Below are 26,605 nucleotides of genomic sequence, written 5' to 3'. Positions count from 1 at the left end.
GGGGGCAGCGGCAACGACAGGTCGTCCGTCCGTGGAGCGGGTTCCACCGTACGCACACTCAAAGCCCGGACCCTACGAAACGCCATCCCCCTCGGTGTAGCCGCAAACTAGTTAAGGCGCTCTGAAGGGCGGGCAGGCATCACACGGTTTTGACGATCAAAATTTATTATCGCGGGGGAAGCCGGTGGGCGGCATCCGCCCGGCAGCGCCGCGTGCGGCACGCCATGGCATCATGTCAGGCTCGGAGCGGTATCGCGCCTGCTCGCCGCCCATCCGCCAGCGCAGCCCGTCGGCGAATTTGAAGGTGATCACGTCGGACAGGCCACCGTCGCGATAGCGCTGCAGCTGCACCCCCTGCCCGCGAGTCATCTCCGCCACTTCGGAGAGCGGGAAGACCAGCATCTTGCGATTGTCGCCGATCGCCGCGACGAAATCGTCCTCGGGCCCGATCGGGCGGACCAGCTTGAGGTGCGCGCCGGGCCGCGGCGTTACCACCTGCTTGCCCTTGCGGGTCTCGGCAATCACTTCCTCGCTTCTCACGAGGAAACCGCGCCCGTCGCTCGCCGCGACCAGCAGCTTGGGCGCGGCGCTGGCGGGGAGCAGCGTGACGATTTGCCGCTCGGCTTCGAGGTCGATCAGCAGTCGCACCGGCTCGCCGAAGCCGCGACCACCGGGCAACTTGTCCGCCCCCAGCGTGTAGAAACGGCCATTGTCGGCGGCGAGCAACAGCTTGTCGGTGGTCTGGGCGTGGAAGGCCAGGAAGGGGCCGTCGCCTTCCTTGAACTTCAGCGCCTCCCCGCCGAGATCCTCGACATGCCCCTTCATCGCGCGGATCCAGCCGCGCTGCGAGAGGATGACGGTGATCGGCTCGCGCTCGATCATCGCCTCCAGCGGGATTTCGCGTGCAGGCGCCATCTCGACGATCGCGGTGCGACGGGCGCCCAGCGGCGTCTCCAGGCCATAGCGCGTGATCATCTTGCCCAGCACGCGCTTCATCCAGGTGCGCTGCCGGGCTTCCGAGCCGAGCAACGTCTCCAGCTCGGCCTGTTCCTTCTCCAGCTTCTCCTGCTCGCGGCGGAGTTCCATCTCCTCCAGCTTGCGCAGGGAGCGAAGGCGCATGTTGAGGATCGCCTCGGCCTGGCGGTCGGTCAGCTCGAACTCGGCCATCATGATCGGCTTGGGCTCATCCTCGGTGCGGATGATCTCGATCACCCGGTCGAGGTTGAGATAGGCGGTGATATAGCCGCGCAGCAGCTCCAGCCGGTCGGCGATCTTCTCCAGCCGGTGCTGCGACTTGCGCTGCAGCACCACGAACTGGTGCTCCAGCCAGCCGGCCAGCGCCTCGCCCAGGCTCATCACCCGCGGCGTGCGGTTCTTGTCGAGCACGTTGAGGTTGAGCGGCACGCGCACTTCGAGATCGGACAGGCGATAGAGGCTGTCCATCAGCGTGTCGGCGTCGACCGTGCGGCTGCGCGGCTCGAGGACGATGCGGATGTCCTCCGCCGATTCGTCGCGCACGTCGCCGAGGATCGGCAGCTTCTTGTCGTTGACCAGTGCGGCGATGCCCTCGATCAGCTTGCCCTTCTGCACGCCGTACGGGATCTCGGACACGATCAGGTGCCAGCCGCCGCCCTTCTCGGTCACCTTCTCGATCCTGGCGCGCACGCGGAAGCTGCCCCGGCCGGTGGCATAGGCCTCGGCGATCGCGGCCGGGCTGTCGACCGCGATGCCGCCGGTCGGGAAGTCCGGGCCCTTCACGAAGTCCAGCACGTTCGCCGCGGGATTGTCGATCAGCGCGACGGCGGCCTGCATCAGCTCGGCGGCGTTGTGCGGCGGGATGCTCGTCGCCATGCCCACCGCGATGCCCGCTGCGCCATTGGCGAGCAGGTTGGGGAACAGGCCGGGGAAGAGCTCCGGCTCCTCGTCCTCGCCATTATAGGTCGGGCGGAAATCGACGGCATTCTCGTCAAGCCCGTCCATCAGGTCGATCGCGACCTGGGTCAGCCGGGCCTCGGTGTAGCGATAGGCCGCCGCGTTATCGCCGTCGATATTGCCGAAATTACCCTGCCCGTCGACCAGCGGATAGCGCAGCGCAAAGGTCTGCGCCAAGCGAACCATCGCGTCATAGACCGAGGCATCGCCATGCGGATGGTATTTACCGATCACGTCGCCGACGACGCGCGCGCACTTCTTGTACCCGCTCGCCGGATCGAGCCGCAGCAACCGCATCGCCCAGAGCAACCGGCGGTGCACCGGCTTCAGCCCGTCGCGCACATCGGGCAGCGACCGCGCCGTGATCGTCGATAGCGCATAGACGAGGTAGCGCTCGGACAACGCACTGTCGAAGGGCACATCGGAGGCGCCGGAAGGTTCGGAAACGTCGGTATCGAGGCTCATCGCTATCCTGGATAGCAGGCACGAAGGGGAAACGCCAAGGGCGTTCCCCTTATGATCCTCACCATGCCGCGAATTGTTTCGGGATCAGCCCACCAGATGGCGGAAGAAGCTGCGGTTCTTCCTGATCAGCGGCCGCAGATGCTCGGGCACCTCGCGCAGCTTGAGCTTGCGGATCGAGGGGGTGCGGTGCGACGGCCCGATCGACACGAGCAGCGACAGCATACCGCGGCGGTGCGAGGGCGGCGTGCCGCGATGGAGCGCGAAGGTATTGACGAAATAGACGTCGCCCTTCTCCGCCAGCACCACGCCCGCGCCCATCGCCTGCTTCAGCGGCTCGAGTTCGCCATCGGCGAAGCGCCGCACCTCGTAGAATTCGCGCAAGCCGGAAGTCTTGGGGATCATCTCCAGTGGCCCGTCCTCGCGCGTCTCGATCGGCGAGAGCGGCACGAACACGCGGATGAAGTTGAGCGGCTCGGCGCAGTCCCGGTGCCAATTCTGGTTCTGATAGGCGAAGCCTGTCGGCTGCGAGATCCATGCCCAGGCCCAGCTGAGCGCGGCACGCGGCCCCAGCGTTTCGCGGCAAAAGGCGATCAGTTCGGGGTTGCTGCAGATCTCCAGGAAGGCCGGATCCTCGAAGAGTCGCTGCGCATCCATGTAGAGTCGGTCGCCTCGGGAGCCCCGCGATGCTCGAACCCGGGCAGATAAGGATCAGTGAAGGTTTGCGCCGCGAACATCGATGCCGCCATTCGGTCGACCAGCGCCGGATCGAGCATCTTCTCGGCGAAGTGGAAGTCGATCTCGTGGAACTCGGCCGCACGCGGGGTGCGGCCGATCCGCGCCAGCGGCGCGCGCAGCAACCGTTCGATGCCGCCAAGCTTGCGCAGCCGCACGGGATCGTTGGACTTGGTGCGCAGCCAGAAGATGTAGTTATAGGCATAGTTGTAGAAGGCCATGTGGCGCAACCGCCCCAGCCGGCTATCGCGGCGAATGCCTTCGGCCACTTGTGCCATGTACGGCTTGATGCCGGCCTCGGGCGTATGATCCAGCCCGACCAGCATTGCCTTGCCGAAACGCGTCATGCTGACCTTCCGTCCTGCCTCTTGGTTCCTCCCATTTTAGGACGCCGCCGCGCCCGGCGGCGCAGGCTCGGCAAATTTTGCCGGGTGAAAGCCCGCCACATTTTCGCCCTAATTGAGGCAGGAATGTGGCTTGACTTTGTCCTACTTGAGTGATGGGATTTGCCGGTCACGATCAAAGGGGATTTCGATGCGCAAATTTCTCGTGCTTGGCTTTGCCGCGCTGCTGGCCGCGTGTTCCGACAATTCGTACGACGTGGCCGGCGGGCAGAGGACGGAAGCCGAGGCCCCGTCGAAAGCGGCCGCCGATTCGCTCAAGGTCGCCCTTCCCCAGCTCAGCTATCGCTATGCGCTCAGCTTCCTGCTGCCCGAGGCGCGTCTGGCCGAGGTCCAGGAAGGGCATCGCGCGCTGTGTGAGCAGCTGGGCCCGGCGCGCTGTCAGCTGGTCACCCTAACCCGCAACGACGCCGAAGGCCGCACCGGCGGTGCCCTGCTGAAGCTCCGCGTCGCGGCGGCCGATGCCGGCTATTTCACCGGCGAAGCAGCACGGCAGGCCGCAGCGGCAGGCGGTCGCGTGGCCAATACCGAGGTCGCCGGCGAGGACGTGTCGAAGGACCTGAGCGACACCGCCGCGCGCATCCGTCAGCGTGAACTGCTCGTTGGGCGGCTGACCGAAACGCTGCGGACCCGGAAGGGGTCGGTCGCCGACCTGGTTGCTGCCGAACGCCAGGTGGCCGAGGCGCAGGAAGAACTCGACAAGGCGCGCAGCTGGCAGCGCGAATTGCGAGGCCGCGTCGCGATGGCAGACGTAGAGATCCGCTACCAGGCACTCGCCGCCCCCGCCTCCGGCGCAAGCGTGGGCGCCGCGCTCGGCGAGGCGGCGCAAGGCTCGGCCGCGGCGTTCGTCTGGGGCATGCAGCTTCTGCTGTCGCTGGCAATCTACCTGCTGCCTTGGGCGGCGGTCTTCGGTGCCGGCGTGGGGGTGGCGACGTTGCTCCGTCGCTCGAGACCCGTCACCTGACCGCTGTACCGCGATGGGCAGCGGCACCGCATTGCACCCCCGCCCCCCTTGCGGTATAGCGCGAGGCCTTCCAGAGCCCCGGCGGTCACGCGGAGAAATCCCGTGGAGCCGGGGCAACGCATTTCCAAGGGACTAGGCCGACATGGCACGCCGCCGGCAAATCTACGAAGGCAAGGCTAAGATTCTCTATGAGGGTCCGGAGCCGGGCACGCTGATCCAGTATTTCAAGGACGACGCCACCGCCTTCAACGCCCAGAAAAAGGGCACGATCAACGGCAAGGGCGTGCTCAACAACCGCATCAGCGAGCATGTCTTCACCCTGCTCGGCGGGATCGGCATCCCGACCCACTTCATCCGCCGTCTCAACATGCGCGAGCAGCTGATCCGCCAGGTCGAGATCGTGCCGATCGAGGTCGTGGTGCGCAACGTCGTCGCCGGCTCGCTGGCGAAGAAGCTCGGCATCGAAGAGGGCACGCCGCTGCCCCGCACGATCGTCGAATATTATTACAAGGACGATGCGCTCGGCGACCCGATGGTCACCGACGAGCATATCCTCGCCTTCGGCTGGGCCGGCCAGGAAGAACTGCACGACATGGCCGACATGGCCATCCGGGTGAACGACTTCCTCTCGGGCCTGTTCGCCGGGATCGGCATCCGCCTGGTCGACTTCAAGCTCGAGTTCGGCCGGATCTGGGAAAACGAATATCCCCGGATCATCCTCGCCGACGAGATCAGCCCCGATGGCTGCCGCCTGTGGGACATCGCCTCGGGCGAGAAGCTCGACAAGGACCGCTTCCGGCGCGATCTGGGCGGCGAGGTCGAGGCGTATCAGGAAGTCGCCCGTCGCCTGGGCCTGTTCCCGGAAGGGGACGGCTCCGACGTGCTCGACCTCGAGACGCACCGCAAGAAGCGGGGGAAATAAGCTTCTAGATCCTCCCCTGGAAGGGGAGGTGGCATGCCGCAGGCATGACGGAGGGGTGTCCCCGCTGGTAGCGGGGCGCCCCTTCGCCGCTTTCACCCCTCCGGCGCTTCGCGCCACCTCCACTTGCAGGGGAGGATCTTTACCCCTCCCCCCTCGATTTCCGATTGCGACTTCGCCCCTCGCAGGCCATAGCGCCGCGCATGAAACTCCGCATCATCGTCACCTTGAAGAACGGCGTGCTCGATCCGCAGGGCAAGGCCATTCAGAACGCGCTCGTCGGCCTCGGTTTCGAGGGCGTCGAGGATGTCCGCGCCGGCAAGATCTTCGAACTGGAGGTCGCCGATTCGACGAGCGACACCGCGATCGACGAGATGTGCCGCAAGCTGCTCGCCAACACGGTGATCGAGAACTACCGGGTCGAAAAGCTGTGAAGACTGCGGTCATCGTTTTCCCCGGCTCCAACTGCGATCGCGACATCGCGGTCGCGCTGGAGAGCGTGACCGGCACCAAGCCGCACATGGTGTGGCATGGCGACAGCGAGCTGCCCGAGGGCCTGGGCCTGATCGCCCTGCCCGGCGGCTTCTCCTATGGCGATTATCTCCGCTGCGGCGCCATCGCCGCGCGCTCGCCGGTGGTGCAGGCGGTGGTGCAAGCCGCCAACCGCGGCACGCCGGTGATCGGCATCTGCAACGGCTTCCAGGTCCTGACGGAGACCGGGCTGCTGCCGGGCGCGCTGATGCGCAATGCCGGCCTCGATTTCGTGTGCCGCGACGTGCCGCTGGTGGTCGACAACAGCCAGTCGATCTTCACCAGTGCCTATCAGGCGGGCGAAACGCTCTCGATCCCCGTCGCGCACCATGACGGCAATTATTTCGCCGATGCCGAGACGCTGGATCGCCTGGAAGGCGAAGGCCGCGTCGCATTCCGCTATGGCGAGAACATCAACGGTTCGGCGCGGAACATCGCCGGCGTGATGAACGCCGCCGGCAACGTGCTCGGGATGATGCCGCATCCGGAGCGCAAGATCGAAGCCGCGCATGGTGGCAGCGACGGCCGCCGCCTGTTCGAAGGACTGCTCGCCGCGGTCGCCTGATTACGCGCGCCTCCGAAACACCGGGCCGCCGTCCTCGGACCGCGGCCCTTTTCGTTTCAGAACAGCATTTTCAGTCCCACCACGGCGAGCGTCGCCGCAAGAATCGGCACCAGCACCTTGTCCGAGGTGCGCGTCGCCAGCAGGCTGCCCAGGATGATGCCAGGGATAGATCCGGCAAGCAGGGACAAGAGCAGCGCGCCGTTCACCGATCCCAGCATCCAGTGGCCCAACCCCGCGAGCAGGGTCAGCGGCACCGCATGGGCGATGTCCGAGCCGACCAGCCGGTTCACCGCCTGGTGTGGATAGAGCATCAGCAACGCGGTCATCCCCAGCGCGCCCGCGCCCACCGAGGTCAGCGACACGAGCAGGCCCAGCACCGCGCCCAGCGCGATGGTGACATACCCGATCCGCGCTTCGCCCAGCCGTTCGAACTTCGGCGCCAGGAAGCTGACCAGCCGCCCCCGGAAGAAGGTGGCGATGGCAGTCACCACCAGCGCGATGCCAAGCGTCACTGTGATCAGCCCGCCGCTGTTCTTGGCATGCTCCTGGGCGCTGGACAGGAACAACAGCGTCAGGATGGTCGCCGGCACGCTGCCATAGGCGAGCCGCCGCACGACCTTCCAGTCGATGGTGCCGTGCAGGCCGTGCACCCCCGCCCCCACCGTCTTGGTGGCGGAGGCGTAGAGCAGGTCGGTGCCGACGGCGGTTGCCGGATGAAAGCCGAAAACGAGGACGAGCAGCGGCGTCATCAGCGAGCCGCCGCCGACACCGGTCATGCCGACCAACAGGCCGACAAGCACCCCGGCAATGGAATAGAGCGGATTGATCGCGAGCACAGGAATCCTTGGGAAGCCATTTCCCACCAGCATGCCGGGATTTGCCCTGTGCGCCAGAAAGATTTGATTTCAACCCGTCGCGGCCTTCCGTCCTTGCTGGCGATGGTGAATCAGACGCCCGTGGCGAAAGGCGTGAAGTCCGTGCCTTCATCAAACACGTCCACGCCTTCGGCCCGCTTGAGGAAGCCGACGACGATATAGGTAAGCGGCGTCAGCAACACTTCCCAGCTCACCTTGAGTACCCACTGGGTGCATAGCACTTTGAGAACAAGCGCGTTGGTCCACCCCGCGGCACCCCAGAAGGCGAGCGGATAGAAGATCAGACTGTCCACTGCCTGGCCCGCCACGGTAGATCCAACGGTACGGGTCCACAGCATGCGTCCGCCCGTCCAAAGCTTCATCCGGGCGAGGACATAGGAATTGACGAACTCGCCCGCCCAAAAGGCACAGACCGAGGCGAGCACGATCCGCGGTACCTGCCCGAAGATCACTTCATACGCCGCCTGGTTCTTCCAGTCGGGCGCGGGCGGCAGCGCCACCACCACCCACGACATGAAAGCCATGAACAGCACTGCCGCCGTTCCCGCCCAAATGACCCGGCGGGCGCGGGCATAGCCATAGACCTCGGTCAGCACGTCGCCGATGATGTAGGAGATCGGGAAGAACAGGATGCCAGCTCCGAACGGCCAGTATCCCACGCCCGGCAGCCAGATCTGCGCCACCTTGCCCGCGCCGATCACGTTGGACAGCAGGAGAATCGCCACGAAAGCGGCCATGACGAAGTCGAAATAGCGAAACTGCCCGCCGGCAAGGTTGCGGGCGGTGACGTGAGTGGGTTCGGACGGCGTCTTCATTGCGCCGCACTATGCGAGGCGTTTGCCCCGCGCGCAATCTGCGCTTAAAGGCACTCTCGCGCGCGCCCGTAGCTCAGTCGGATAGAGCACGAGCCTTCTAAGCTTGGGGCCGCTGGTTCGAATCCAGCCGGGCGCGCCATTGCTAAAGAACGCCGATTTTCAGCCGCTTCTAAATTTGCCTGCTGGAATACCGATGGGCACTGGCATGGCGTAAGATGGGCCGCTTGACCGCAGGCAAGTCCGATAAGCCGAAAACCGCCTGAAAAGCGCAAAGACCCGGAAGCGGCCAGCAACCTGCACTGATCGCTGCCCGGTTGAAAGGGCATCCAAAGAGCGCGAAGGAACCCGCAAAGCGAGTTGAGCTTTCACACCCACTCCCTATCATCGATCCCGGAGCAACGGTTCGGGGGCTGCGTGGCGATCGATTTGAAGGTGGTGGAACAGCTTGCCACCGACCAGGCATCGCTCAAGGCTGCGGCGGGTCTCGCGAAGCCCGGGAAATGGTCTGGCGTGGGCGCCAGTCACGATGATGCGTTGATTTGGGGCGAGTGCGCCGGGTCGGGCGCCAATCCCTATCGGGTAATGGCGGACCTGCGGGACATGGGGAGCAAATGCACCTGCCCCTCGCGCAAATTCCCGTGCAAGCATGTCCTCGCGCTGTTCTGGCTCAATGCGGAGGCGCTTCTCCCCTTCCCCGCCGCCGAGACGCCGGAATGGGTGACCGAATGGCTGGGCCGCCGGCGGTCGACCGGCAGCATGCCCAAGCCGGCCACGCCCGCGTCCGACAAGGATCTGCACGCCGCCCGGATCGCCGAACCCGAGCCGGTCCACGACGCCAAGGCGGCAGCGCGGCGGGAGGCGGCCAGCGCCAGGCGTGCCGAAGATACTGAGCGCACGATCCTCGACGCGCTGGAGGCGCTCGAGCACTGGGTGCGCGACCAGCTCCGCCTCGGGCTCGCCGGTTTCGTCGACGATGTGACCGCGCGCTGTCGGCGGATCGGGGCGCGATTGGTCGATGGTAAGGCTGCCGCATTGGCAGGCCATGTGGACGAACTGCCGGCACGATTGCTCGCGCTGCCGATCGGCGAACGGTTGCGCGGTGCGACGGTAGAGCTGGCACGGCTGGTGCTGCTCGCCCGCGCCTTCCGCGCCGCCCCGCGCGATCCCGAACTCCGCCGTGCCGTCGCCTTGGCCGAGAGCCGGGAGACGCTGCTCGCAGATTCCGCCGCGCCGCGCGTAGCGGCTGCCTGGGAAGTGCTCGCGGAGCAGATCCGTACCCGCCGAGACGGGCTAGTCTCGCAGACGACCTGGCTGCTCAACCTGACCGAAGGCCCGCGCTTCGCGATGCTGCTCGATTTCTTCCCCGCCAGCGCGGGACGGCGCGCATCGGTGTTCACTCCGGGCGAACAGTTCGTCGGCGAGTTGCTCTTCTATCCCGCGCGATCGCCGCTGCGGGCATTGCTGCTCCAGCGCGAAGCGGCGCTGGTCGACGGACCGCCGCTCGACTGGCCCCCGGCAAGCGCGCCGTTGGAAAATGCCTTGACCGCGCCGCTGCTCGCCGAGCCCTGGACCGCCGAACGGCCGATCCTGCTTCCACCCGGACGTATCGGCTTCGATCGTGCGGGCGCACCATGGTGGCAGCCGAGCCAGGGCACAGCGCTGCTGCCGCTGGCGGGCGAAGCCGAAGGCCTGGTCGCCGGTACCGAGTTGACACGCACCGTCGCGCTCTGGTCGGGCAGCCGGCTGGAGCTGCTCGCGACGCAGTCGCCCTGGGGTCGCATCGGCCATGGCTGACGCGATTCTCGATGCGTTGGGACCGGTCCTCACGCGCTGGACCATGGGCGGCAGCGCGGTTGCAGCCGCACCCGGCCCGTGGCGCGATGAGCTGGGCGCCGAGGCTGGAGAAGCCGAATTGCGGCTGCTGGCGCTGTCCGGGCAGTTGCTAGGCGCGCTGGCGATCGCGGAGCCCGCAGGCGAGGTGCGTCCGCTGGGCGACATCCCCATGCTTGCCCAGCCGCCGCTTCCCGATGCGCTGCGGCCGCGCATCCGGCGCCTGCTCCCGCAGTTGCGCGAGCTGTCGGCGCGGCGCACCCTGCTCGAGTTTCTCGATGCGCGCGGCTGGACGCTCCATCCGGGCGATTGGATGCCCCGGCCCGGCGAGGACGTGCCGGCGGTGTATGCGGCATGGCAGGATTGGGCGGCCGCATCGGGATCGCCATCGTCCGCATCGGATATGCTGAGCGCCGAAAGCTGGGACCAGTTTGGCCCCGCAGCGCGCCACGCCGCCTTCACCGCGCTGCGCCGGCAGGATCCCGCGCAGGCCAGAGCGCTGCTCGCCGAGAAGATCGCCGGCGAGGCGCCAGACCATCGCCTGCGGTTGCTCGAAGCGCTCGCCATCGGGCTGTCCGACGCCGACCAGCCGTTCCTCGAAACGCTGGCGGGCGACCGTGCCCCCCGCGTGAAGGCGCTCGCCGCAGCACTGACGGCACGGCTGGGCCATGGCGAGAGTGTCGACGACGAGCATGCTGCAGAGCTGGCAGCGTTCTTCCCGGTCCAGACCAAGGGCCTGTTGCGGCGCACCCGCGCGATCGTGCCGCAAGAGATGAAGACGGCGGCCCAGCGGAACCGCCGCGCCGCGCTGCTCGATGCCGTATCCTTCGATGCGTTCGCGCGGGCACTCGGCCTACCTTCGGCCGACCTTGTCGCAGCCTGGCCCTGGGGAAGCGACGCACTCGCGGATCAGCTGCTCGCCGCGATGGCGACGCGCTCTGCGGCCGATGCGGTCGTTAGCGCGTTGGCGGAGGCGCTGACCACCGCCGCATCGATCGATCCCCATACGCTGGCCCAGCTTCTGCCGCGCCTCTCCCCATCGGAGCGCCGGCAGGCGTCAACCCGGCTGATGCGCGCAAAGGGCGCCAGTTTCGCGATGGTGCTGGCGATCGCCGGCGGCGATGGCGGGATTGACGATGCGATCCGCACGCCCGCAGGAGCGGCGCTGCTCCGCGCACTCACGCCGGAGGACGCCAGGCACGCCGATCAGGCAAGCGAGTTGCTGGCGCTGGGCCTGCTCGCCTCGCGCGCGGCAGCGCGGCAGGCGCTCGAACACCTCGCGGAGGTGGGGCTGATTGCCTCCGATCCGCGGCTCGACATGCTGCGGCTCAATGCCGCGCTCGAAGACAGGAGACCGACCGAATGAGCGAGAAGCTGCGCCTGCCCGCCGAGGAGATCTATGCCGGCGAGCTTGCTGCGCTGGCGGCCGGCGATGCCGACCGGCGCCCGCCCGGCTGGGCGCTCTCACCGAAGCGGGTGGTCACTTATCTGATGGGCGGCACCGCGGCAGACGGCACCCCGATCACCCCCAAATATGTCGGCGACCGGCGGCTGATCGAGACGGCGGTGGCGACGCTCGCCACCGATCGCGCGCTGTTACTGCTCGGGGTGCCGGGCACCGCCAAGTCCTGGGTCTCCGAACATCTCGCCGCTGCGATCACCGGCGATTCGACGATCATGATCCAGTGCACCGCTGGCACCGACGAAAACCAGGTCCGCTACGGCTGGAACTATGCGCAACTGCTCGCGCATGGGCCAAGCCGGGAGGCGCTGGTGCCCACCCCGCTGATGCGCGCAATGGAGACCGGCAAGCTCTGCCGCCTGGAGGAGCTGACCCGCATGGGATCGGACGTACAGGACACGCTGATCACCGTCCTCTCCGAAAAGATGATGCCCGTTCCCGAGCTCAACACGGCGGTCTATGCCCAGCGCGGGTTCAACATCATCGCCACCGCCAACAACCGCGACAAGGGCGTCAACGAGCTCAGCTCGGCGCTCAAACGGCGGTTCAATGTGGTCGTGCTGCCGCTGCCCGACAGCGCCGACGAGGAAGTGGCGATCATCGTCAAGCGCGTCGGCGAGATGGCGCAGAGCCTCGACCTGCCCGCACCGAAGAACGTCGCCGCGGAAGTGGCGCGCGTGGTTGCGATCTTCCGCGAACTGCGATCGGGGTCGACCGAGGACGGCAAGGTCGCGCTCAAGTCCCCCTCGGGCGGGCTTTCCGCGGCCGAGGCGATCGGCGTGATTGTCGGCGGGATGAGCCAGGCGACCTTCTTCAACGATGGGCGCCTCACCGCCGAGACGCTGGCCGCCAACATGATTGGCGCGGTGGTCAAGGATCCGGTGCAGGACAGGGCAGTGCTCGGCGAATATCTCGAGACCGTGCTCAAGAAGCGGCGCGGGTTTGAAGGCTATTACGCCGCACTCACCGCGCTGATCTGACGCGATGGCGGCGGAAGTCTCGCTGTTCGGCATCCGCCACCACGGCCCCGGTTCCGCGCGCCGGCTGGTGGAGGCACTTGACGCGCTCCAGCCCGGCACGGTGCTGATCGAGGGGCCGGCCGACGCCTCGCACCTGCTGCCGATGCTCGCCGATCCGGCGATGGCGACGCCGGTGGCGCTGCTGACCTATGCCGAAGACGACCCCGCCAACGCCAGCTTCTTACCCTTCGCCGAGTATTCGCCCGAATATCAGGCGGCGCGCTGGGCGGTGGCGCATGGCGCCGCGCTCCGCTTCATCGACTTGCCGGCTGCCGACCGGCTGGGGGAACGGGGCGGCGGGATCGAGGAGGATGCGGCAACCACTGCCGAGGACGATCCGATCGGCCGCGACCCCATCGGCATGCTCGCGACCGCGGCAGGCTATGCCGATGGCGAATCCTGGTGGACCGACGTCATCGAGGAGAACCCCGCCTCGACGCCGGTGTTTGCCGCGGTCGCCGATGCGATGACCGCGCTGCGCAGCGAAGTTGGCCCACTCTCGCCACGCGAAGCTGCCCGCGAAGCGCATATGCGAATCGAGATTGCGCGCGCCGCAAAGCAAAGCGACGGCCCGGTCGCGGTGGTGTGCGGCGCCTGGCACGTCCCCGCGCTCGCCGCCAAGACCAGCCTCTCCGCAGATCGCGAAGTGCTCAAGGCACGACCCAGGACGAAGATGAAAGCTACCTGGGCACCCTGGACCGCGCCTCGGCTCGCACGCTCGAGCGGCTATGGCGCCGGCGTGGTGGCGCCCGGCTGGTGCGCGCATCTGTGGGATACGCGCCATGTCGGCGACCGCGATACGATCTGGCTCGCCCGAATTGCGCGGGTGATGCGCGAACGCGGCCATTTCGTCTCCACCGCCTCGGTGATCGAAGCGCAGCGGCTGGGACATGCGCTCGCCGCAATGCGCGACCGGCCGCATCCAGGCTTCGAGGAACTGCGCGAGGCGGCGATCGCCTGCCTGTGCAATGGTGAGCGTGCGATCTGGGACGACATCGCCGCCGAACTGCTGATCGGATCGACCGTTGGCGTGATCCCCGCGGGCACGCCGCTTGCCCCGTTGCTGGAAGACCTGCAGCGCCAGCAAAAGGCGACGCGGTTGAAGCCGGAAGCACTGGAACGCCCGCTGACGCTCGACCTGCGCAGCGACAGCGGGCTGGCGCGCTCGACCCTGCTCCACCGGCTGAGCGCGCTCGATGTGCCCTGGGGCCGCCTGGCCGATGCCGGCCGCAGCCGTGGCACCTTCCGCGAGAATTGGATGCTGGCCTGGGAGCCTGAGTTCGCCGTGCGCCTGGTCGAGAACCTCGTCCATGGCGCGACGATCGCCGACGCGGCGGGCGCGCGGCTCGGCGAAGCGATGCGGGCCGAAACCGATCTCGGCGCGCTGGCGGCACTGGTGCGCAGTGCAATGATCGCCGACCTGCCCCACGCCACCGAGGCGGGCATCGCGCTGCTCGAGCGGCGGGCCGCCCTCACCAGCGACTGCCAGGCACTGCTCGCCGCGTTGCCGCCGATGGCCGACGTCCTCCGGTACGGCGAGGCGCGTAGCGGGACGGTCGAGCATCTCGCCGGACTGATGCCGCGAATCGTGGTGCAGGCGGCGCTCGCCTTGCCCTATGCCGCGCGCAATCTGGATGCCGACGCTGCGGGGACGATGCGCGGCGCGATTCTGGCGGCGGAAGGCGCGATACAGCTGGCCCAGCTCGCGCCCGACATTGTCGCGACCTGGCACGACGCGCTGCGCAAACTGTCCGACGACGACCAGGCGACGCGGCTCGTCGCGGGTGCCGCCGCCCGCCTGCTCTACGAGGCCGAACCGCTTACCGCCGACGAGGCCGCCGCGCTGCTCGCCCGGATGCTGTCGCCGGGGACGCCAGTTGCCGAGGCGGCCGGCTTCTTCGAGGGCTTTCTCGAAGGTGCGGGGCAACGGCTCATTCACGACACGGCGCTGCGCGAGGCAGTCGATGCGTGGTTTACCGGGCTGGAAGAGGAGTCGTTCGTGGCCAACCTGCCGCTGTTCCGGCGCGTGTTCGCCGCGTTGGACCGCAATGAGCGCCGCCGGCTGATGGATGCGGCGCTTGGCCGATCCGGCACGCATGCGCGCGGCTATCGGCTGCTGCCGGGCGCCGCCGCGATCTGGCCGGCGCATGAGGCGCGCGTGCTCGCGCTGATGACGGGAGCGCCGCAATGAGCGAGGACGAACGCGGACGCCGCTGGACGCTGGCGCTGGGCGTCGAAGAGAACGAGGAGGCGGTGTCCCTGCTTTCCGACAGCGATCGCCGGATGTCGGACGCGCTGTCTGCCCTCTACGGCAACGGCGAGGGGGACAAGAAAGGCCGGGGCGGGCTCGGCGGATCGGCGCCGCGCGTCGCCAAATGGCTTGGCGACATCCGCGAATTCTTCCCTGCGCCCGTAGTCCAGGTGATCCAGAAGGATGCGTTCGATCGCAAGGGCCTGCGTCAGATGCTGCTCGAGCCGGAGTTCCTCGCGACGGTCGAGGCCGATGTGAATCTGGTCGCCGATCTGGTCGCCTTGCGCGGGGTGATGCCGGAAACGACCAAGGAGACTGCGCGGGCCGTGATCGCGAAGGTGGTCGCCGCGCTGATGGCCCGGCTGGAGGCCCGCACGGCAGACGCGATCCGCGGCGCGCTCGATCGCTCGCGGCGGACCAACCGACCGCGCTTCGCCGATATCGACTGGCCGCGCACCATCCGCGCCAATCTCAGCCAGTATCAGCCCGAGTATCGCACGGTGGTGCCGGAGCGGCTGATCGGCTTCGTCCGCCAGCAGCGGCGCGTCGTCGACCTGGACGAAGTAATCCTGTGCGTGGACCAGTCGGGATCGATGGCGAGTTCGGTGGTTTATGCCTCGATCTTCGCGGCGGTACTGGCGTCGCTGCCGGTGGTCGCGACCAAGCTCGTCTGCTTCGACACCGCCATCGTCGACCTGACCGAGGAACTGGCGGATCCGGTGGAGGTGTTGTTCGGCGTCCAGCTCGGCGGCGGCACCGACATCAACCGCGCGGTCGCCTATTGCGAAGACAGGATCGAGCGGCCCGCAAAGGCGCATCTGGTGCTGATCACCGATCTCTACGAGGGCGGCGATGCCGAGGCGCTGGTCGACCGGCTGGCGCGACTGGTGCTGGCGGGCGTCAACGTCGTGGTGCTGCTCGCGCTCACCGACACGGGCCGCCCCTCCTACGATCCCAACCTTGCGGCACGGGTAGCGGCGCTGGGCATTCCTGTGTTCGCCTGCACGCCCGACCAGTTTCCCGAGCTGATGGCCACCGCCCTTCGCCGCGAGGACGTGCATGGCTGGGCTGCCGACCGCGATATCAAGCTGGTCCGTTCGGACGCATGAGGTTCGCCCGATCGCACAGCGGGGCCGTTGCGATCGGGCGGGTGGCTAGCGACAGGCGGCCCGATGGCACCCGTTCGGCAATTGCGCGAAGCTCCAGCGCTCCCCGGTAAAGCGTTCGATGATGTCGCAGGCGGTCAGCGCATGCTGGCTGGGCTTCACCGTAGTGAAGCTCCCGCCACCGACCAGCGCGAAGGGCAGCAGCAGCTGGTCCGCCAGATACGGCCCGGCGAACGCTTCCGACGCAAGGAACCCAGCCATGCGATGCGCCGCCGTCTTGGCGAGCGATTCCGCCGACACCCCGAGCCGCCCGAAGCCGCTGACGATCTCGGTCGCCTGCTCGAACTCCGCCTCCAGCAGCAGCACGTTGCCGGGTCCCTGCTCGTCGGGAAGCTGGCGCAGGGCGAACGCGTCTTCCGGCCATTCCGGCAGCAGCTTCCGCGCCGTCGCGATCTCGCGCTCCGCGATGTTGAACGGCAGCCCCGCGAACAGCGCGGTCGCGGATACCGACTGGAGCGCGCCACGATCGACGCAGTCGATCGGCGTCAGCGCACCCGGCACGATATCCACTTCGATCCGCCCGCCGCCGCTCGGATAGAAGCCGTGGCGGACCAGCCGCAGGTCGATCTGCGCGCCCATCCGCCGCAGTACGGGCGCGAATGCCTTGGCCACGAACTCGAACGGCGGCGCCAGCATGTTGTGCGTACCGCCTTCGAGGACGAGCCGCGACGGGCCAGCCGCCAGCAGCAACGGCATCAGCAGCGTCTGGAGCACGAGCCCCGTGCTGCCGGCGGTGCCCACCGCAAAACGATACTCGCCCGGCACGACCTTACCGGGCGTGAAGCTGAACGCGGCCGCACCCACCGCCACGCCCTCACAGGTCGCCCCGCCGATCGCGCACGCGGCCTCGATCGCGGTGACGTGCTGGCGCATCAGCCCCGGCTTCTCGCGCTTGCCGCGCGCGTTGATGATGCGGAAAGGCTGGCCGGTGACGAGCGACAGCGCGCACGCATTGCGCACCACCTGCCCGCCGCCCTCACCTTCCGATCCGTCGATGATGATCATGTATTTGCCATTTCCAGAAAGAGTGCGTTGGCACGGCCGACAAAATCGTCACGCAGCGTGCGGACCGGCAGTTCCCCCGCCCGATCCAGTTCGCTGCGGATCAGCGCATCGAGTTCGGGGAGGCGAATGCCGTTCGCCCGCTCGTTGGTGCGCGCCTTGGCCTCGACCAGCCCGGCGATCTGCTCGGCCAGCACGGCCGGTAGATCGCTGACGGCCATCAGCGCCTGCAGGTTCATCGGCGGGCGCGCAGTCGGGTGCACCCGTAGCGCCCGGATGGTGAGCGCCGGACGCAGCGCGTAGAAATACTTCTTCACCGCCACCGCATCGTCGCCGTCCAGCCAGCGCTCCGCCGCCTGACGCCCGGCGCTCGCATAATGATGGGCGAGCGCGCGTGGATTCAGCAGATCGTCGGCCAGCGCGGCGAGCGGGGCAACGAAGGGATCGTCGGGCCGGTAGCGGATCGGCGATTCGATCCACTCGCTCACCGTGGCGTTCGACTTGAGCAGCAGCCCGAGCGCCTTGCGGATGTCCCAGCCATTCAGGTCGATCTCGTCAACGATCGGCTGCTCGATCACGTCGCGCCCGGGCACCAGCGAAAGGTACCAGTCGCGCGGCCGCAAATAGAGGAAGCGCACGTCATAGTCGCTGTCCGGCGACGGGAATCCCCAGGCGCGCGAGCCGGACTCGATCGCGAGCAGCACGCGCACGCCTTCGCCCGCTTCGATGGCAGCAAGTCGCAACTCTATTTCGCAGCGGATATCGGGGGCGATCGCCCCTTGGAAGGTCATGATCCGTATCCGTATTTTCAGGCGCGGGATGCGCGTGAAGGGCTACCCCTTCACGCACACCACCTGTTTCAGCGTATGGACGATCTCCACCAGATCGGCCTGGGCGGCCATCACGGCTTCGATCGGTTTATAGGCCTTGGGCGTCTCGTCGATCACGCCCTCGTCCTTGCGGCAGGCGACGCCCGCCGTGTCGGCGATATGCTCGTCGAGCGTCACCAGCTTCTTGGCTGCGGTGCGCGACATCACGCGCCCCGCGCCGTGGCTGCAGCTGTCGAACGACTCCGGGTTGCCCAGCCCGCGCACGATGAACGACTTGGCGCCCATCGATCCCGGGATGATCCCCAGCACGCCCTTGGCCGCGCGCACCGCCCCCTTGCGGGTGACCAGCACATTCTCGCCGAAATGGTTCTCGCGCGTCACATAATTGTGGTGGCAGTTCACCGCTTCCAGCTCGGCGTCGAACGGCTTGGCGATCTGCCCGCGCAAGGCGGCGATGACGTTGGTCATCATCATCCGCCGGTTGAGCGCGGCATAGTCCTGCGCCCAGCCGACCGCCTCGACATAATCGTCGAAATGGTCGGTCCCTTCCGGAAAATAGGCGAGGTCCTGATCGGGCAGGTTGATGTGCCACTTGCGCATGTCCTGCTTCGCCAGCTCGATGAAGAAGGTGCCGATCGCATTGCCGACGCCGCGCGAGCCCGAATGCAGCATCACCCACACCCGCTGGTCCTGATCCAGGCACAGCTCGATGAAATGGTTGCCCGTGCCGAGCGTCCCCAGATGGCTGAGGTTGTTGGTGTTCTTCAGCCGCGGATATTTGTCGGTGATGCGAGCGAAGCGGGCGGCGAGCGTCGCCCAGGCCTCGACGATCGCCGGGGGCGGTGCGCCCCAGGAGCCATGATCGCGCTGCCCGCGGCCGACAGACCGGCCGTGCGGCACCGCCTGCTCGATCGCCGCACGGATGCCCTCCAGATTGTCGGGCAGGTCGCTGGCCATCAACGAGGTGCGCGCGGCCATCATGCCGCAGCCGATGTCGACGCCCACCGCCGCCGGGATCACCGCGCCCTTGGTCGGGATCACCGATCCGACGGTCGCGCCGATGCCGACATGCACGTCGGGCATCGCCGCGACATGGCGGAACACGAACGGCATCTGCGCCGCGCGGGTGAGCTGGGCGCGCGCGCCGTCTTCCACCGGCACGCCGCGGGTCCACATCTTGATCGGTACGCCGCCTTCGACATGCTGATAGTCATAGGTCATGGTCATATTGACCTCCTTGCGTTTCTTCTGGTGCCGGCGACGAAACGTGGCGAGACATTTCCCTGAGCTATCCGGTTTCCCGGAGGCGGAGTCGGACCGCCGACCTCCCGCACAAGCTGCGGGCGCTCTGTCCTGTAGTCCCGCCGGCATTCGCCGGCTGTTCGTGGTCGGTGCTGGCAACGAGGGTTGGCGAGACTTCCGGATTGCTCCGGGGAGGATTCGAACCTCCTGTACCGATGTAGTCCCGCCGGCATTTGCCAGCCTGTTTCTGGTCACGGCGACGAGGATTGGGAAAGACTGCCCCGAAGGGCCGGTGCTCTAACCGCTGAGCTACTGCGCCTTTCGGCACAGGCGGGATTCGAACCCGCGACACCCGCAGTGATAATGTAGTCCTTCCCGGCATTCGCCGTGTCGTTGGGTATCGGGTCGTGGCGACGAGAGCGGCGAGACGCGGCCCTTAAGCTACGTGTCGGCGGCGGGATTCGAACCCGCATCTCCCGCTTGCGCGGGCGCTTTACTCGTCGGGCCTCCTTGGTGACATGTAGTCCCGCCAGCATTCGCCACGACCCTGTTCGTTATACCTCCACTGCCTCGACGATGCCTACCCAGTCGCGCGTCTCGCCGGCGGCGAAGCGTGCGATCCCGTCGAACACCGCATCGGAGAAGCCCCCGATGTTGAGGATGTCCGTCCGGCTCTGCGCCTGCGTCGTGCCGTACGGCGCGATGTCGACGCAGACGAGCTTGGCCGCCGGGCAACGCCGCTTCAGCCGATCCCATTCGCGCAGCGTCGCCGTGGCGCCGCCGCGCGTCGCATCGACCCAGGACTCGTTGTCCGAGACGATCACGACCAGATCGACCTTCTCGCCGAGCATGTTCAGCAGGGCGAGCGGTGCCGAGACATTGGTGCCGCCGCCGCCCACCGCGGCGAGCTTCGCGGCATTCGCCGCGACGCGCGCCTTGGGGTCGAGCTTGAGCTTCACCACGCCCTGTTCGAACGGCAGCACCCGGGCGTCGCGGTTGGTCCGCAGCATCGCCGCCGCGACCAGCGCCGCGACGTCGATGCACCGTACCTTGGACGACGCGCCCTTGCGGACCCCCGTCGCCGGCGAGGCCATCGACCCCGACACGTCGGGGCAGACGACCACCCGCCCCGCCACCGCCGGCACGCGTGCCAGCGATTGCTCGAGCGCATCCTCCAGCGCGGCCTGCACGGTCAGCGGCACCGCCTCGTCCGCTGCCGCCAGCGCCATCTGGAGCTGGTACGGCATCGGCTTGGCCCGGGCGATCGCAGCTGGATCGCGCAACCGTTCGGCCACGCGCCCCGTCACCCCTTCCACGTCGAACGCGCCCTTGCGCGCCAGCGTGTTGAGGTTCATCCGAAGCGCCTGCCAGCCCATCGTGCCAGCAAGCGCCGCCCACTGCTCGGCCGACAGCTCGAAGGCGGTCAGCCATTCGAACGGCACCGGCGGCAGCGGCCGCGAACGATCCGCCTTCCACGCCTCGAACGCGGCGATCTCCGCCGGCAGCGCGCCGACATCATAGGGCTTGCCGATCAGCCAGCCGTAAAAGGCGCGCCGTTCGGCATCGGCCGGCTTGGGGTGCACCATCTTGACGATGTCCGCCAGGCTGGGATCGCGGCCCGTCGCCGCGGCCATCAGGTCGCGGATCGAGGCGCGTTCCAGCCAGCCCTGCACCAGCCGCTTCGGCCGCGTGCCGAGCGACGTACGCCCGACCTGGCCGGAGCGCAGGATCTGGACATAGCTGCGCAGCATCCGGCCGGTGTCGATCACGCGGCCGAAGACGCGCACTGCCAGGTCCGGATCGGCCACGGTGAGATAGGCCGCGAGCAACGCCGGCATGTCCTTCATCGCGCCCGAGCGGCGGGCATAGACCGCCGCCTTGGCAACGAAGCCCGGATCGCACGCCTGGGCGGCGGCGATCACGTCCGAAAGCTGCGCCTCGGCGGTCGCATAGAAGGTCTCGCTGAGCGTGCCGGTGGCGGCCAGCTGGGCGAGCTTCGCCTGCGGCCCATAGGCATAGGCCGGGGCCGCTTCGTGATTGCGCGTATCGGCCGCCGGAAGCAGCTTCGCGATCGCCGAAGCGAACAGTCCCTTGTTTGCCATTGCCTTCGATCCCTTCTGCGGATCCGGGGGCGGCCGGCCCATTCCGGCCGCCCCGCTCTTCCGCGCCATCGGATCCAGGAAGCGCCCGATCCAATGCGGGAGATTATGCAGAGGCCGTGCCAAGCTGCGGAGTGTTCCGCCAAATTTCTTTCATCGCATTGTGTTGTATAGATATTTCGATACCCTTCCCGAGCCCTGAGCGCGGCCGCCCTGTTTCGCCCAGCCGAGAAGCCGATCGTAAAGGATCGACTTTTATCCTATAGGATAGATATGAAACCCGTCACAGTGATCGGCTTCCTCGGCTCCACCCTGGACGCGAGCAAGTTCGGCCCCTCGCGCTGGAACAAATGGCGCCCCACCGTCGGCCTCGCCATGCACGAGGATCTGCGCGTCGACCGGCTCCTCCTGATCCACGGCTCGCAGCATCGCCGGCTGGCGGAGTATGTGGCGGAGGACGTGGTCTCGGTTTCACCCGAGACGCGGGTGGACCTGCGCGTGCTCGACTTCCGCGATCCGTGGAATTTCGAGGAAGTGTACGGCAAGCTGCTCGACTTCGCCCGCGCCGAGCCGTTCGATCCCGAAGCCGAGGACTATCTGGTCCACATCACCACCGGCACGCACGTCGCGCAGATATGTCTCTTCCTGCTGACCGAGGCACGCTACCTGCCCGGCCGCCTGCTCCAGACCCAGCCGGAGCGCGGCACGCTGAACCCCGCCGGCACCTGGAACACGATCGACCTCGATCTTTCGCGCTACGACAGCATCGCGACGCGCTTCGCCGTCGCCGCGCAGGAGGGCACCTCCTTCCTCAAATCGGGCATCGAGACGCGCAACCCCGCGTTCAACCGGATGATCGACGAGATCGAGCGCGTGGCGCTGCGCTCCAAGGCGCCGATCCTGCTCACCGGCCCCACCGGCGCCGGCAAGAGCCAACTCGCCCGCCGTATCTACGAGCTGAAGCGCCTCAAGCACCAGATCGCCGGCTCGTTCGTCGAAGTGAACTGCGCGACGCTGAAGGGCGACGGGGCGATGTCGGCGCTATTCGGGCATCGCAAGGGCGCGTTCACCGGGGCCGTTGCCGATCGGCCGGGGCTGCTGCGCGCCGCCGACAAGGGCATGCTGTTCCTTGACGAGATCGGCGAACTCGGCTCCGACGAGCAAGCGATGATCTTGCGCGCCATCGAAGACAAGCGGTTCCTCCCCGTGGGCTCGGACAAGGAGGCCGCGTCCGACTTCCAGCTGATCGCCGGCACCAACCGCGACCTAGGGCACGCGGTGGCAGCCGGCGGCTTCCGCGACGATCTCTATGCCCGGCTCAACCTGTGGACCTTCCAGCTGCCCGGCCTCGCCGAACGCCGCGAGGACATCGAGCCCAATATCGACTATGAACTCGATCGCTACGCCCAGCGCGAGGGAGACCGGGTCAGCTTCAACAAGGAAGCCCGCCAGCGCTATCTCGCCTTCGCGGCGAGCCCGGACGCACGCTGGCCCGGTAACTTCCGCGATCTTGCCGCAAGCGTCACGCGAATGGCGACGCTCAGCCCGAAAGGACGCATCGACACCGACTGCGTGGATGCGGAAGTCGGCCGGCTGAAGCGCTTGTGGTCGGGCCAGCGGGACGAGGGCGATGGCCTGGCGGATCTGCTGGATCCAACGCGCCTGGCGGAGCTTGATTCCTTCGATCGGGTGCAACTCGCCGCAGTCGTGCAAATATGTCGCCGAAGCCGCTCACTCTCGGAGGCGGGGCGCACATTGTTCGCCGCGTCGCTTGCTCGGCGAACGTCTGCCAATGACGCGGATCGGCTGCGGAAATACCTGGCCCGGTTCGAACTGGATTGGCCTGCTGTTACGGCGCGCGGACCGCGACCTTAGCCCCATCCGATCGCGCTGGTTGCGCGCGCGACATGACTACGCTATGGCGCGCGCCGCGCAGGTACTTTGCCTGCGGCATCAGGAGTAACTGGATTGCTGGACCGTCTGCCTTGCATGGGCGCGGCCGGTATGATCCGTTCGCTGCCGTAACACGCCTTCCGAACCGAGGCGATGCTGCGTGGCGATGCGGATCCGCCGCCCCGTAGCCCCAAAATCTCAACGGACAAAGCCGGACTCGTGCGGCTCGCATGGCGAGCGCGTGCGCCTTCGGTGCGAACGGAAGACACTATGGACGAATGGACGATCGTCCGGAGCATGGCGCTCCGGATCGGGGCGATCGGCGCTGAGCGCTTCGGCCGCGCCCTGCAGAACTGGGCCGAAGAACATGCCGCCTGGCTTGGGCTTGGCAAAACGCACAGCTGGGATGCGGCGCGCGAGGCGCTGGCGCAGCGAGAGGATAGCGCGCCGGTGCCGCACATACTCGCTGTCACCCAGGTGCTTGCGGAAGCGCTGGCGCTCGACGCCTTCGATTCCGCCTTCATTGCACTGCTGGTGGCAGTCGACCGGCTGCCGCGGGTCTCCGCACTCGCTCGCCTATGGAGCGAGCAGGGGCGCGACCTGCCGGCGCTGCTGGGCGAGCTTGCCGGTGCCCCGGTGGAGGACGCCGATCGGGCCGTGCGGCGCAGCGCTGCGCTGCGGCTGGGGCTCGCCGGCTTCTACGCAACGCGGCAGGGCGTGGTGGAAGTCGATATCCGCTGGCCGCTCGAGCGACTGCTCGATAGCGCGTCGGCCGATCGCGAGTCGGTGATCGCCGCGATCATCGGCCCGCACCAGCCGGCGCGGCTGGCGCTCGACGACTTTGCGCATGTCGCAGATGCAGGCTTCCTGGCGCGCCTGCTGCGGGGGGCCGCGCAATCCGGCACGGCGGGCGTCAACATCCTGATCCACGGGCCGCCCGGCACCGGCAAGACCGAGCTGGCACGCACGCTCGCCGCCGCTGCGGGCCTGGCGTTGCACGCCGTGGGCGAGGCGGACGACGACGGCAGCGAACCCAATCGGCACGAGCGGGTGAGCGCCCTCCAGCTCGCGCAGCGGATGATCGGGCGCACCGGCGGCGCGGTGCTGCTGTTCGACGAGATGGAGGACCTGATCGGCGACGCCAAGCCTTCGCCCGGCGACTGGTTTCAGGGGCGTCAGGGAAGCAAGGTGTTCATCAACCGGCTGCTGGAGAGCAATGCGGCGCCGGTGTTGTGGACGACCAACGCGATCGGCAACATCGATTCGGCGATTCTGCGGCGGATGAGCTTCGTGCTGAAGCTGGATCTGCCAGGTCCCCGCGCCGCCCGCCGCATCCAGGCCCGGATCGCCGCCGAGGAAGGCGTGGACGCCCATCCGCTGGTGGCGGCGCTGCTCGATCGCGCACCGGAAGCGGCCAGCGTGCTGCGGGTCGCGGCGCGGGCGGCACGGCTGGCTGGCGAAGCCGATGGCGGTGCCCGCCCCGCGGCGTCGCTGGTGCGGGCGCTGCGGGGCGCCGAACTGCCGCCAGCGATCGGCGAAGGGCTCGACCTCGACCTGTTCGAAAGCGATCCGCCGCTGGCGCCGCTGGTCGCGCAGCTGGCAGCCGGCGCGGCCGACGTCTCGCTGCTGCTGACCGGCCCGCCCGGCACCGGCAAGACCGCGCTTGCCCATCACCTCGCCCGGGCGATGGACCGGCCGCTGGTGGTGAAGCGCGCGTCCGACCTGCTGTCCCGCTGGGTCGGCGGGACGGAAGCCGCCATTGCGGACGCCTTTTCCGAGGCGCACGAGCGGGGCCAGGTGCTGTTGTTCGACGAGGCGGACTCGCTGTTATTCGATCGCACCACCGCGACGCAAAGCTGGGAGGCGGGCCAGGTGAACGAGATGCTCACCTGGCTCGATCGGCACCCGCTGCCGGTGATCGCGGCGACCAACCATGCCCATCGGCTCGATCCGGCGGCGATGCGGCGCTTCGTGTTCAAGATCGGCCTGGCGCCGCTCGGACGGGCACGCGCAGCGTTGGCGTTCGAGCGCTTTTTCGGCAAACCGGCGCCATCGACCCTCGCGGAACTGCGCACGATCACTCCCGGCGACTTCGCAACCGTGGCGCGCCAGCTCCGCCAGGCAACGGACGTGTCGGCGCAGGAGATCGTCGCGCGATTGGCGGCGGAAACGGCGTGGAAGCCCGAACGGGCGGCAGTCGGCTTCTGATCTCCATTGGCCCGGTGCGGGCGTCGCCGCACCGGGCCAATGGCTCCCTTCTTGGTAGCCCCGGCAAAGCGCGCGCAAGAAAGTCTCTCGTAGCGGCCGGGCCGATCGGCTGTTATGAAGTGCGGCGCATTACAGGGCCCTGCCCCGCCCTTTGATCCATCGCGATCAGAATTTCCCAACGATCTAAGTGCCCAGCGCCATCAAATCCCGGGACCAAACATCCAACCCACGACTCACCCCAATGCACCGTTTCGGGCGCTGTCGCGCGCCCTTGGCACGCCGGCAATCTCCGGTTTGATCTGAATGCGAAGGTGGAGCGGCACGCGCAGATCTCGCGGGGGCCGTCCTGCCAGCGGCTGCCCGACCAACGCGGCCTGCAGATCCTGCACCACTGCAGGATCGGTCACCCCGGGCGCGGCGATGCGGGTGACCCGGCCCGGGCGATCGACCCACACGAACAGCGAGAGCGAGTCCACGGCAGCGCCTTCGTTCGTCCGGGCCAGCGCCGTGCGCAGGCGAGCCGTCGCGGGATCGTTCGCCTGCAGCCGGCGCGAGAGCGTCGCGGTCGCCTGTTCGGCATAGCGTAGCCACGCTGCCGGCGCGGCGGCCGCGGGGACCTGCTGCGCGCGGCCCGGACCCGATACGGCGACGGCCAGCGCGGCCGCGCACGCGGTCAACGCTCTCCGCCGCCTCCCGATCACGGCTTGGCCGGCGCGGCGAGGCGCTCGCGTTCGAAGCTGATGGTCTGCACCTTGGCGTCCAGCGCCTTGACGACGTCGGCGGTCAGGTCGTTGGCGAAATTGCCGCCGAGCGCGGTGCCGCGATCGAACAGCAGGCCGCACTTCCGCGCGGTATAGACCTGCGCGATCAGCGGCTGCGCGTCGCCGGCGATGCGGGCGAGCGCCTTGGCGCGGGTCGCCTCGATCTCGCGGCTGGCGAGCGCGGCCCTTTCCTGCAGCGCCTGCCAGCGCTTGGCGGCGGCCTCGCGCCGGGTGCGGGTCTGCGCGTTGTCGGGCTGGCCTTCGAGCGCCTTGAGTTCCGCTTCGATCGGCGCGCGCTCGGTATCGACTTCGCCCTGGGCTGCGCGCGCGAGTTCGGTCAGCCGGGCAGAGGCGGCCTTGCCGACCGCGGCATTGGCGAAGATCGCCTCGCGCGAGAGAAGGCACACGCCCGGAACGACGGGCCCGCCCAGCGGCTGGCCGGCGGCAGGTGCCGGCGCGGCGGCGGTCTGCGCGGCCGCAGGCGATGCGGCGATCAGGCCGGGGAGGAGAAGGATGAGCGCACGATGCAACATGAGGTTCGTCCTGCAAAAATTGGGGAATGGAAAATCCGGCGCCCGCCACAGCATGATTCTGTGAAAGCCCTGCGACGGCGGTGCATTGCGAGGAAGCCCGGGCAAGCCAT

At 68.0% G+C, this 26,605-nt stretch carries 22 protein-coding genes and 1 tRNA gene; 12 read left to right on the top strand and 11 right to left on the bottom strand.

Going from position 1 to position 26,605, the window contains the following annotated elements; translation table 11 throughout:
• Positions 1-156: 156 nt before the first annotated feature.
• The 3 genes from parC to S2M10_RS22805 form a co-directional block, all read right to left on the bottom strand.
• A complete protein-coding gene (gene parC, locus S2M10_RS17825) occupies positions 157-2,397 on the bottom strand; it encodes a DNA topoisomerase IV subunit A (RefSeq protein ID WP_168847224.1) in 2,241 nt (746 codons plus the stop codon).
• An 84-nt stretch (positions 2,398-2,481) separates the two neighbouring features.
• Positions 2,482-3,051, bottom strand: a complete 570-nt coding sequence (locus S2M10_RS22810; protein WP_247650893.1) for a hypothetical protein — start codon at positions 3,049-3,051, stop codon at positions 2,482-2,484.
• Complete coding sequence (locus S2M10_RS22805) at positions 2,988-3,476, bottom strand: hypothetical protein (RefSeq protein WP_247650892.1); 489 nt, start codon at positions 3,474-3,476, stop codon at positions 2,988-2,990. The genes S2M10_RS22810 and S2M10_RS22805 overlap by 64 nt, the downstream gene beginning before the upstream one ends.
• 187 nt (positions 3,477-3,663) lie before the next feature.
• On the opposite strand from S2M10_RS22805, the gene S2M10_RS17815 reads away from it, so the two are divergent.
• From S2M10_RS17815 to purQ, 4 genes are all read left to right on the top strand, one after another.
• A complete protein-coding gene (locus S2M10_RS17815; protein ID WP_168847223.1) occupies positions 3,664-4,494 on the top strand; it encodes a DUF4349 domain-containing protein in 831 nt (276 codons plus the stop codon).
• A gap of 142 nt (positions 4,495-4,636) precedes the next feature.
• Positions 4,637-5,416 (top strand): phosphoribosylaminoimidazolesuccinocarboxamide synthase, encoded by a 780-nt coding sequence (purC, locus tag S2M10_RS17810; protein WP_168847222.1) that lies wholly within the window; start codon positions 4,637-4,639, stop codon positions 5,414-5,416.
• Between the two features lie 200 nt (positions 5,417-5,616).
• Positions 5,617-5,847, top strand: coding sequence for a phosphoribosylformylglycinamidine synthase subunit PurS (gene purS / locus S2M10_RS17805; RefSeq protein ID WP_168847221.1), 231 nt, complete (start codon positions 5,617-5,619; stop codon positions 5,845-5,847).
• The gene (purQ, locus tag S2M10_RS17800; RefSeq protein WP_168847220.1) at positions 5,844-6,509 is read left to right on the top strand and encodes a phosphoribosylformylglycinamidine synthase subunit PurQ; all 666 of its coding nucleotides are present in this window, start codon (positions 5,844-5,846) and stop codon (positions 6,507-6,509) included. The genes purS and purQ overlap by 4 nt, the downstream gene beginning before the upstream one ends.
• 56 nt (positions 6,510-6,565) lie before the next feature.
• Here the strand turns inward: purQ and S2M10_RS17795 are convergent, their stop codons facing one another.
• Positions 6,566-7,345 (bottom strand): sulfite exporter TauE/SafE family protein, encoded by a 780-nt coding sequence (locus S2M10_RS17795; protein WP_348770633.1) that lies wholly within the window; start codon positions 7,343-7,345, stop codon positions 6,566-6,568.
• Positions 7,346-7,455: 110 nt separating this feature from the next.
• Positions 7,456-8,199, bottom strand: a complete 744-nt coding sequence (locus S2M10_RS17790) for a queuosine precursor transporter (RefSeq protein WP_168847218.1) — start codon at positions 8,197-8,199, stop codon at positions 7,456-7,458.
• Between the two features lie 62 nt (positions 8,200-8,261).
• Here S2M10_RS17790 and S2M10_RS17785 point away from each other — a divergent pair.
• From S2M10_RS17785 to S2M10_RS17760, 6 genes are all read left to right on the top strand, one after another.
• Positions 8,262-8,338: transfer RNA gene (locus S2M10_RS17785), tRNA-Arg, on the top strand.
• Positions 8,339-8,613: 275 nt separating this feature from the next.
• The gene (locus tag S2M10_RS17780; RefSeq protein ID WP_168847217.1) at positions 8,614-9,993 is read left to right on the top strand and encodes an SWIM zinc finger family protein; all 1,380 of its coding nucleotides are present in this window, start codon (positions 8,614-8,616) and stop codon (positions 9,991-9,993) included.
• Positions 9,986-11,395, top strand: coding sequence for a DUF5691 domain-containing protein (locus tag S2M10_RS17775; RefSeq protein ID WP_168847216.1), 1,410 nt, complete (start codon positions 9,986-9,988; stop codon positions 11,393-11,395). Before S2M10_RS17780 ends, S2M10_RS17775 begins: the two co-directional genes overlap by 8 nt.
• Complete coding sequence (locus tag S2M10_RS17770) at positions 11,392-12,471, top strand: AAA family ATPase (RefSeq protein WP_168847215.1); 1,080 nt, start codon at positions 11,392-11,394, stop codon at positions 12,469-12,471. Before S2M10_RS17775 ends, S2M10_RS17770 begins: the two co-directional genes overlap by 4 nt.
• A gap of 4 nt (positions 12,472-12,475) precedes the next feature.
• A complete protein-coding gene (locus S2M10_RS17765) occupies positions 12,476-14,701 on the top strand; it encodes a DUF5682 family protein (protein ID WP_168847214.1) in 2,226 nt (741 codons plus the stop codon).
• Positions 14,698-15,870: a VWA domain-containing protein gene (locus tag S2M10_RS17760; protein ID WP_168847213.1), complete on the top strand. Its 1,173-nt coding sequence runs from the start codon at positions 14,698-14,700 to the stop codon at positions 15,868-15,870. The genes S2M10_RS17765 and S2M10_RS17760 overlap by 4 nt, the downstream gene beginning before the upstream one ends.
• 45 nt (positions 15,871-15,915) lie before the next feature.
• Here S2M10_RS17760 and rtcA read toward each other — a convergent pair whose 3' ends face one another.
• From rtcA to S2M10_RS17740, 4 genes are all read right to left on the bottom strand, one after another.
• Positions 15,916-16,932: an RNA 3'-terminal phosphate cyclase gene (gene rtcA / locus S2M10_RS17755; protein WP_168847212.1), complete on the bottom strand. Its 1,017-nt coding sequence runs from the start codon at positions 16,930-16,932 to the stop codon at positions 15,916-15,918.
• Entirely contained in the window at positions 16,929-17,720 is a 792-nt protein-coding gene (locus S2M10_RS17750; protein WP_168847211.1) for a nucleotidyltransferase domain-containing protein, read from the bottom strand. The genes rtcA and S2M10_RS17750 overlap by 4 nt, the downstream gene beginning before the upstream one ends.
• A 42-nt stretch (positions 17,721-17,762) precedes the next feature.
• Positions 17,763-18,986: an RtcB family protein gene (locus S2M10_RS17745; RefSeq protein ID WP_168847210.1), complete on the bottom strand. Its 1,224-nt coding sequence runs from the start codon at positions 18,984-18,986 to the stop codon at positions 17,763-17,765.
• Positions 18,987-19,555: 569 nt separating this feature from the next.
• Complete coding sequence (locus S2M10_RS17740) at positions 19,556-21,103, bottom strand: RNA-binding protein (protein WP_168847209.1); 1,548 nt, start codon at positions 21,101-21,103, stop codon at positions 19,556-19,558.
• Positions 21,104-21,373: 270 nt separating this feature from the next.
• On the opposite strand from S2M10_RS17740, the gene rtcR reads away from it, so the two are divergent.
• Positions 21,374-22,975 carry an RNA repair transcriptional activator RtcR gene (gene rtcR / locus S2M10_RS17735; RefSeq protein WP_168847208.1) on the top strand — a complete coding sequence of 534 codons (1,602 nt, stop codon included), beginning with the start codon at positions 21,374-21,376 and terminating at the stop codon, positions 22,973-22,975.
• 288 nt (positions 22,976-23,263) lie between these two features.
• The gene (locus S2M10_RS17730) at positions 23,264-25,201 is read left to right on the top strand and encodes an AAA family ATPase (protein ID WP_168847207.1); all 1,938 of its coding nucleotides are present in this window, start codon (positions 23,264-23,266) and stop codon (positions 25,199-25,201) included.
• Between the two features lie 233 nt (positions 25,202-25,434).
• Here the strand turns inward: S2M10_RS17730 and S2M10_RS17725 are convergent, their stop codons facing one another.
• Both S2M10_RS17725 and S2M10_RS17720 read right to left on the bottom strand, forming a co-directional pair.
• Positions 25,435-25,878 (bottom strand): hypothetical protein, encoded by a 444-nt coding sequence (locus S2M10_RS17725; protein WP_168847206.1) that lies wholly within the window; start codon positions 25,876-25,878, stop codon positions 25,435-25,437.
• 20 nt (positions 25,879-25,898) lie between these two features.
• Positions 25,899-26,495 carry an OmpH family outer membrane protein gene (locus tag S2M10_RS17720; RefSeq protein WP_168847205.1) on the bottom strand — a complete coding sequence of 199 codons (597 nt, stop codon included), beginning with the start codon at positions 26,493-26,495 and terminating at the stop codon, positions 25,899-25,901.
• Positions 26,496-26,605: the final 110 nt, after the last annotated feature.

The sequence above is a fragment of the Sphingomonas sp. S2M10 genome (assembly GCF_012650175.1).
Taxonomy (GTDB): Bacteria; Pseudomonadota; Alphaproteobacteria; order Sphingomonadales; family Sphingomonadaceae; genus Sphingomonas.
This window is presented reverse-complemented; position numbering and strand designations above follow the sequence as displayed.

Excerpts from the sequence above, each read along its gene's own strand:
- parC (WP_168847224.1), bottom strand. The coding sequence starts at position 2,397 with ATGAGCCTCGATACCGACGTTTCCGAACCTTCCGGCGCCTCCGATGTG.
- S2M10_RS22810 (WP_247650893.1), bottom strand. The coding sequence starts at position 3,051 with ATGGATGCGCAGCGACTCTTCGAGGATCCGGCCTTCCTGGAGATCTGC.
- S2M10_RS22805 (WP_247650892.1), bottom strand. The coding sequence starts at position 3,476 with ATGACGCGTTTCGGCAAGGCAATGCTGGTCGGGCTGGATCATACGCCC.
- S2M10_RS17815 (WP_168847223.1), top strand. The coding sequence starts at position 3,664 with ATGCGCAAATTTCTCGTGCTTGGCTTTGCCGCGCTGCTGGCCGCGTGT.
- purC (WP_168847222.1), top strand. The coding sequence starts at position 4,637 with ATGGCACGCCGCCGGCAAATCTACGAAGGCAAGGCTAAGATTCTCTAT.
- purS (WP_168847221.1), top strand. The coding sequence starts at position 5,617 with ATGAAACTCCGCATCATCGTCACCTTGAAGAACGGCGTGCTCGATCCG.
- S2M10_RS17790 (WP_168847218.1), bottom strand. The coding sequence starts at position 8,199 with ATGAAGACGCCGTCCGAACCCACTCACGTCACCGCCCGCAACCTTGCC.
- S2M10_RS17775 (WP_168847216.1), top strand. The coding sequence starts at position 9,986 with ATGGCTGACGCGATTCTCGATGCGTTGGGACCGGTCCTCACGCGCTGG.
- S2M10_RS17770 (WP_168847215.1), top strand. The coding sequence starts at position 11,392 with ATGAGCGAGAAGCTGCGCCTGCCCGCCGAGGAGATCTATGCCGGCGAG.
- S2M10_RS17765 (WP_168847214.1), top strand. The coding sequence starts at position 12,476 with ATGGCGGCGGAAGTCTCGCTGTTCGGCATCCGCCACCACGGCCCCGGT.
- S2M10_RS17760 (WP_168847213.1), top strand. The coding sequence starts at position 14,698 with ATGAGCGAGGACGAACGCGGACGCCGCTGGACGCTGGCGCTGGGCGTC.
- rtcA (WP_168847212.1), bottom strand. The coding sequence starts at position 16,932 with ATGATCATCATCGACGGATCGGAAGGTGAGGGCGGCGGGCAGGTGGTG.
- S2M10_RS17750 (WP_168847211.1), bottom strand. The coding sequence starts at position 17,720 with ATGACCTTCCAAGGGGCGATCGCCCCCGATATCCGCTGCGAAATAGAG.
- S2M10_RS17745 (WP_168847210.1), bottom strand. The coding sequence starts at position 18,986 with ATGACCATGACCTATGACTATCAGCATGTCGAAGGCGGCGTACCGATC.
- S2M10_RS17740 (WP_168847209.1), bottom strand. The coding sequence starts at position 21,103 with ATGGCAAACAAGGGACTGTTCGCTTCGGCGATCGCGAAGCTGCTTCCG.
- rtcR (WP_168847208.1), top strand. The coding sequence starts at position 21,374 with ATGAAACCCGTCACAGTGATCGGCTTCCTCGGCTCCACCCTGGACGCG.
- S2M10_RS17730 (WP_168847207.1), top strand. The coding sequence starts at position 23,264 with ATGGACGAATGGACGATCGTCCGGAGCATGGCGCTCCGGATCGGGGCG.
- S2M10_RS17720 (WP_168847205.1), bottom strand. The coding sequence starts at position 26,495 with ATGTTGCATCGTGCGCTCATCCTTCTCCTCCCCGGCCTGATCGCCGCA.